This window comes from Mesorhizobium sp. M7A.F.Ca.CA.004.04.2.1 (assembly GCF_004022825.1).
Classification (GTDB): domain Bacteria; phylum Pseudomonadota; class Alphaproteobacteria; order Rhizobiales; family Rhizobiaceae; genus Mesorhizobium.
This window is the reverse complement of the sequence record NZ_RZPH01000262.1, coordinates 1-6,295: the sequence shown is the minus strand read 5'-3', so window position 1 is coordinate 6,295 and position 6,295 is coordinate 1. Positions and strand designations below refer to the sequence as shown.

Sequence of the window (6,295 nt, the reverse complement as noted above, 5' to 3'; positions counted from 1 at the left end):
TTCAGGGGCCGTCGGCGGGCTGGCCGGCGGCGTCGAGACGCTCGGCGTCCATCACCGCTTCATGGAAGGATTTGCCCCCGGTTTCGGCTTCGACGGGCTGATCGCCGCCCTGCTTGCCAATGGCTCGCCCGTCGCCACCATCTTCACCGCACTGTTCTTCGGCGCCCTGCGCAACGGATCGCTGCTGCTCGAGGTCGACACCAGCGCGTCGCGCGAAATCATCACCGTGATCCAGGCGCTGATCATCCTCAGCGTGTCGGCCCAGGTGCTGGTGAGAAAGCGTGGCGACAGCCAGGCAGGGGAGCGGCGATGGAAATTCTAGACAAGCTCATCAACGTCGCGCTGATCGCGGCGACGCTTCGCACCACCGCGCCCATCCTTCTGGTCGCGCTTGGCGGCTCGTTCACCACCAAGGCCGGCATCTTCAACATCGGCCTCGAGGGGCAGATGCTGGTCGGCGCCTTCTTCGCCGTCCTCGGGTCGATCTGGACCGGTTCCGCGCTGGCGGGGGTCGCCTGCGGCGTCGCGGCGGCGCTCGTCTTCGCCCTGGTTTTTGCTGTCCTGGTGGTGAGCTTCAAGGCCAATGAAGTGGTCGTCGGGCTGGCCCTCAACATCCTGGCCGGCGGCATGACAATCTCGCTGATGAAAGCGATCTTCGGCACGCGCGGCTCGATCGTCGGTCACGGCATCGTCGGCCTGCCGAAAGTCCAGCTGCCCGGTGCCCGCGACCTTCTCGGCTCGTGGGCGCCGCTGATCTCCGGCTTCACGCCGCTCGTCTATGTCGCCTTCATCGCGGTGCCGCTGCTGGTCGTCTGCTATACCAGGACGCGGCTCGGCCTCTATATCCGCGTCGTCGGCGAAAAACCGGAAGCCGCCGAGGCGCTTGGCATCTCGATCACCCGCGTCCGCTACATCGCATCGCTGCTTTGCGGATTGCTGGCGGGCCTCGCCGGCGCTCATCTGTCGCTCGGCTACATCACCATGTTCACCGAAAACATGTCGTCGGGCCGCGGTTTCATGGCGGTGGCGATCCTGATCTTTTCCAATGGCGATCCGCTGAAGGTGCTGGCCGGCTGCCTGCTGTTCGGCTTCGCCGATGCTTTTTCGTTGCGCCTGCAGACGTTCGGCTATCCCTCCTATCTGGTTCTCACCGTCCCCTATGTCGTCGCGCTGATCGCATTGTTCGCGCTGTCCTACCGGGCGCGTCCGAGGATTATCGCGGAGACGCTGGAATCGATGCGCAAGCTGCTGTCGGTCGACAAGAACACTGAAGCCGGCGGCAAAAATCCCCAGTGAAGGAAGCCTTTATGGAACGCATAATCCTCGACGTGGATTCGGCCGGCGACGATATTCTCGCCGTGCTGTTTGCGGCGATCAATCCGAAGCTGCGGCTCGAGGGCGTGACCACCGTGACCGGTGCCGCCGGCCCGATCGAGCAGGTCACCAATGTCGTCCTCAACACGCTGACGCTCGCCGGGCGTGACGATATCCCGGTTCACGCCGGCGCGTGGCGGCCGATCGTCGGCAACGCCAAGGCCGATATGGAAGCGCCGGTGCATTTCGAAAAGCGGCTTGTTGCCCGTTTCGGCGATCGCCTGAAGAAGTTCAACCCGCCGGCGCCGACGCCGGTGCGGCAGGCCACACCGGGACATGCGGTCGATTTCATCATCGGCACGGTCATGGCCAATCCGGGCGAGATCACGCTGGTGACGACCGGTCCGCTGACCAACGCGGCGATGGCGCTGTTGCAGGAGCCGGGATTGACCGGTGCACTGAAGCGGCTGATCGTGCTCGGCGGCAATTTCCAGACGCCGGGCAACATCACACCCTTGTCGGAGTACAACATCTGGGCCGATCCGGAGGCCTCGCGCATCGTGCTCAACGCCGATGTCGAGAAGATCCTCGTGCCGCTCGACATCTGCGAGGACAACCGCGTCGCCGATTCGATGCTGACGCGCGACGACATCGCCGACATGCAGGCCGTCGCGAGGGACAATCCCGTCCTTGAGATGATCGCCGACAGCTTCCCGATCTACATCGACATCTGGCGCGAATTCTTCGACCTCGTCGGGTTCCCGATGGACGACGTGATCACCGTGGCGCTGGCTTTCGATCCCGGCCTGGCGACGATGACCGAGCCGCTGTTCGCCGACGTCGTGCTCGACGGCAGGCTGGCGCGCGGCCAGACCGTCGCTTATCGCGGCCGGCAATTGCTGCCCGGCGGCGGGCCCAAGACCACCCGCATCTGCACCGGCCTGGACGGCCGGCGTTTCCTCGACGGCTTCAAGAAAACCATAGCGCGCTACGAGCGGGCGGCGTGAAAGACGACATGATGACCAAGCCAACTCCTATCCTGTTCGACTGCGACCCCGGCCACGACGACGCCATCGCGCTGGTCATGGCGCATCGCTCGCCGGCCATCGAACTACTCGGCGTCACCACGACCTGCGGCAATGCGGAAGTCGAGAAGACGACCGCCAATGCCTTGCGCATCCTGGAGTATATCGGCGCCGGCGAGGTGCCTGTCGCGCAGGGCTGTCACCGCCCGCTGGCGCGCCCGCTGGTGCTCGGCACCGCCGATGGCCCAAGCGGCCTCGAGGGCTCGCCCTACCTGCCGCAGGCGACGATCAAGCCGGTTGACCAGCACGCCGTCGATTTCCTGGCCGACAGACTGCGCGCCGCGCCCGAACCGATCCTGGTCGTTGCCACCGGCCCGCTCAGCAATATCGGCCTGATGATCCTCAAGCATCGCGACGTGCTGCCCAAGATCAAGGAGCTGATCTGGATGGGCGGCGTGTTCTACCGCAAGAGCGAGATCATCACGCCGACCGAGTTCAATGCGTTCTGCGACCCCGAGGCGCTGAAGATCGTTCTGGACAGCGGCGTGCCGATCCTGATGGTGGGCCTCGACGTCACCATGCAGGTGCTGATCGAGGCGCCGCAATATGCCGAGCTCGCGACCATCGACACGCCGCTCGGACGGCTCGTCAACGACTGGCTGCTGTTCTACGAGAAGCTGCACCGCAACTCGATGGGCGTCGGCGGCGCCATGCACGATCCCTTGGCGCTGGCGCTGGCCATCGATCCGACATTGGTGCGCACGCGCCCTGCCCATATCGGCGTCGATCTGTCCGGCACCTACGCCTTCGGCGCGACCATCGCCGATTACTGGGGCGAGCGCGGTGAAAAGGACAATGCCCGCATCGCCCATGAGGTCGACGCGGACCGCTTCTTCAAGCTGATGTTCGACCTGCTGCGGGATTGAACGGAGCGCCGCGGCGCAGGCAGCGCTTCAAGATAGGAATTTTTTCTTGACTCCCTGCACTCAGCTATGGTACATTTTTGCCTATGGTGCTGATTTGCGCCAGTGACCCGCCGCACAGGCGGGTTTTTCGTTTGATGCTCCGTCAAATCTCCCGCGCGACGAATTCAGCCGCGTGAGATGACAGGGTCAGTTGAGCTGGTTGAGGATTCCAGAGCTGCTCGCGACCGTCAAACTCCTGTAGATCAGGAACGCCAGCGTACAGATCGCGGCCAGCGAGATCGGCACGCCGAACGGCACCACGCCCTTGCGGTCCAGATGCTGGACGACAAGCCGAAAAGCACCCGCGGGCAGCATGAACGGGTTTTTCACGATGACCGCGGTTGCCAAAGCGAAAACCAGAAGCAGCACTGAAAACACTGCGAGAGCGCTGCCGCTGATCAGGAATGGCACGACTGCCAGCAGCTTGACATCGCCGGCGCCGATCTTGCGCAAGACCCAGAAGGGCAAGAGCGCGACGAACAGCAGAAGTCCGGCGAGAGCGCTCAGCCCCATGTCCCACCACGAGCCTGACTGGAGCGACAGCAGCAGCAAGCCCCCGGCCCCCAGGCAGAGCAGCAGCAGCACGTCGCGATTGGAAATCTTCTGCGTCTTGAAGTCGAGCCAGCCAATCCTTGCCAGCAGAGGGATGGCGAGCACCTTCAGCAGCAGCGCTTCGACGAGCAGCATGCTAGCGCTCGACGTTCTGCACGCTTGACGACAAAAGCTTCAGATTGTTGGCGACGGTCGGGTCGTTGGGCGCCAATTCGTAAGCCTTGAGAAAATTCGAGCGCGCATCCTGCAGCTTGCCGCGCAGCAGGTAGGAATAGCCGACATTGTTGTAATATTCAGGCGTCGCGCCGACCAGCTTGAACGCCTTGGCATAGGCCTTGTCGGACAGGTCGAAGCGGCGGATCCGGTCGGTGCAGGCGGCAAGTCCCATCCAGGCGTTGCCATCATTGGGCGCCAGTTGCGTCGCCTTGAAGAACAGCGCGCCGGCATTGCCGTAATTCTCGGCACGGAACTGGTTCTTGGCCTCGGCGACGGCCTGGTCCGAGGCGTAATATTCGACATCGCTGACCGTCTTCAGCCCATCGAAAGCGTCGCCAAAAGACGTCACGTCGCCTTTCGATGGTTCGTTGGTGCGCACGACCCCGTCGGTTATGTCCGCCGTCTGGCAGCCGGCAAGCATTATCAACAGACAGGCTGCCGCCGCGTTAGCCCTCTTCATATAGATTCCCCCAAGGGTCTCGGACCTCATATTAGAATCAGATCATACACGCAACTAGAAGATAATGCCCCTCATGCGGATGATCACCGGCAGCATGATAACCATCATAACCACAGGGAAGATACACAGCCCCAACGGAATCATCATCTTCACCGGCAGAGAGTTGGCGCGTTCCTCTGCACTCAGAATTCGTTGCCCGCGCATCTCGGCGCTATAGACACGCAATGCATCGGTGAGACTGGTGCCGAGTTCTTCCGATTGCCTAAACAGGACAGCCAGTGCCCTGGCTTCGTCAAGCCCGATACGATCGGCGAGTTCGCGCAATGCCTCCCGCAACGGCTTGCCGGCACGCAACTGCAAATTCATGATCGACAGCTGTATTCCCAGCCATTTGTGGGTGCCAGCCATCTCATGACTGACGCGTTCGACTGCCCCCTCCAGGCTCATGCCGGCATCGGCGCAGGTGATCATCATGTCCATGAAGTCGGGGAAAGCTCGGCGATAGATCTGTTTCTGGCCGTTCTCGAAACGGTCGAGCAGAATGGCGGGAAGCACGATGCAGGCCAGGCCGAACAGGGCAGAACCTGCAAGGGTAATGAAACCCGGCAGGTGCGACGGCAGAGCCCGCGACAGGAGTGCATACATTGCCAGAAAGCCGACGCAGACCGCGACAAGGCGGCACAGCGTATAAATCAGCGGTGCGCTTGATTGATAAAAGCCGGCGCGAAACAGCTTCGCTTCCAAGGCGTTTGGCTCTTCCCGCTCCTTCTCGATCGACTTGAAGTAGGCATCGACCGGCCGTTGCGCCGAAATCTTGGCAAGCTGGTCTTGCCCGAGCATGGATCGACGGTCTGCGATTCCTTCACCCATCAGGCTCTGCGCGACAAGCTTACGGGTTTGCAGAGCTGGCAGAAAGACTAACGCACCGAACAGGAAAAGGGACACCGCCGCCGCGAAGACGACGATAGACACCAAGAAACCCAGATCCTGAATGTTCGAAAACAATTCTTTCGTCGCTCCCAGTCAGAAATCGAAAGTAACCATCCGGTACATGATGAAGTCGCCAAGCAGCGCCCACAACCCAAAAAGCATAAATATCGGGAAGACGAGCGGGTTGCTCCAAACGGCTCCGTAATAGGATGGGGCAAGGATTTGAAGCGTGAGGAACATCACAATAGGAAACAAGGAGATGATCCACGCGGAGACGCGACCTTCGGCCGAAAGCGCCCTAATTTTCATTCGCAATTTCTGCCGTTCACGCAGAACGGAGGAAAGATTGGCCAGAATTTCGGTCAAATTGCCGCCCGTCTTGGCCTGAATCGACAGCGATACCGACAGCAGCTGAAGCCCCTCGAAGCCGACGCGCTGCGAAAGCTTCCGCACGGCCTGCTCGATGCTGAGACCAAAGGTGATCTCATCGGAGACGATGCCGAATTCAGTGCCCAACGGATCCGGCATTTCGCGTGCGACCAGACCGATCGCGATCGAAGCGGGATGTCCGGCGCGCAGCGAACGAACGATCATGTCGAGCGCATCCGGCAGCTGTTTGGCAAACTTCCGGATTCGCTTGTTACGAGCGCGCCGGAGGACGAGAAGCGGCAAGATAAACCCTATGACCAAAAAAATGATGAGCGACGCCAAGGCAGAGAAATTGAAGAGGACCGCCAGCAGCAACGCCATCGCCAATCCGACAAGCAAGAACGTCGCGGCGAAGGTCAACGGATTTCCGGTGATACCGGACTGGGTATAGAGCCTGTTCAACC

At 61.5% G+C, this 6,295-nt stretch carries 7 protein-coding genes and 1 pseudogene; 4 read left to right on the top strand and 4 right to left on the bottom strand.

All coding sequences use genetic code 11. The annotated features are described in order from the left end of the window. The 4 genes and pseudogenes from EN893_RS14065 to EN893_RS14050 form a co-directional block, all read left to right on the top strand. Window positions 1-322 (top strand): annotated as a pseudogene (locus EN893_RS14065) (ABC transporter permease); the annotation flags it as partial. Next, window positions 310-1,296, top strand: a complete 987-nt coding sequence (locus tag EN893_RS14060; RefSeq protein ID WP_127271624.1) for an ABC transporter permease — start codon at window positions 310-312, stop codon at window positions 1,294-1,296. The pseudogene EN893_RS14065 and the gene EN893_RS14060, both read left to right, overlap by 13 nt. 11 nt (window positions 1,297-1,307) lie before the next feature. After that, a complete protein-coding gene (locus EN893_RS14055) occupies window positions 1,308-2,321 on the top strand; it encodes a nucleoside hydrolase (RefSeq protein ID WP_127272240.1) in 1,014 nt (337 codons plus the stop codon). Next, the gene (locus EN893_RS14050; protein ID WP_164748735.1) at window positions 2,318-3,265 is read left to right on the top strand and encodes a nucleoside hydrolase; all 948 of its coding nucleotides are present in this window, start codon (window positions 2,318-2,320) and stop codon (window positions 3,263-3,265) included. Before EN893_RS14055 ends, EN893_RS14050 begins: the two co-directional genes overlap by 4 nt. Before the next feature lie 186 nt (window positions 3,266-3,451). On the opposite strand, the gene EN893_RS14045 is transcribed toward EN893_RS14050, so the two are convergent. The 4 genes from EN893_RS14045 to EN893_RS14030 form a co-directional block, all read right to left on the bottom strand. After that, window positions 3,452-3,991, bottom strand: coding sequence for a prepilin peptidase (locus tag EN893_RS14045; protein ID WP_127269132.1), 540 nt, complete (start codon window positions 3,989-3,991; stop codon window positions 3,452-3,454). A 1-nt stretch (window position 3,992) separates the two neighbouring features. After that, window positions 3,993-4,532, bottom strand: coding sequence for a tetratricopeptide repeat protein (locus EN893_RS14040; protein WP_127269131.1), 540 nt, complete (start codon window positions 4,530-4,532; stop codon window positions 3,993-3,995). A 54-nt stretch (window positions 4,533-4,586) separates the two neighbouring features. Continuing rightward, window positions 4,587-5,537 (bottom strand): type II secretion system F family protein, encoded by a 951-nt coding sequence (locus EN893_RS14035; RefSeq protein WP_127269130.1) that lies wholly within the window; start codon window positions 5,535-5,537, stop codon window positions 4,587-4,589. 18 nt (window positions 5,538-5,555) lie between these two features. Next, window positions 5,556-6,295: type II secretion system F family protein (locus tag EN893_RS14030; RefSeq protein WP_164900848.1), on the bottom strand; the 740-nt coding region annotated here is incomplete at its 5' end.

Bases quoted from the DNA above. Each gene is read 5' to 3' on its own strand.
- EN893_RS14060 (WP_127271624.1), top strand. From the start codon at position 310: ATGGAAATTCTAGACAAGCTCATCAACGTCGCGCTGATCGCGGCGACG.
- EN893_RS14055 (WP_127272240.1), top strand. From the start codon at position 1,308: ATGGAACGCATAATCCTCGACGTGGATTCGGCCGGCGACGATATTCTC.
- EN893_RS14045 (WP_127269132.1), bottom strand. From the start codon at position 3,991: ATGCTGCTCGTCGAAGCGCTGCTGCTGAAGGTGCTCGCCATCCCTCTG.
- EN893_RS14040 (WP_127269131.1), bottom strand. From the start codon at position 4,532: ATGAAGAGGGCTAACGCGGCGGCAGCCTGTCTGTTGATAATGCTTGCC.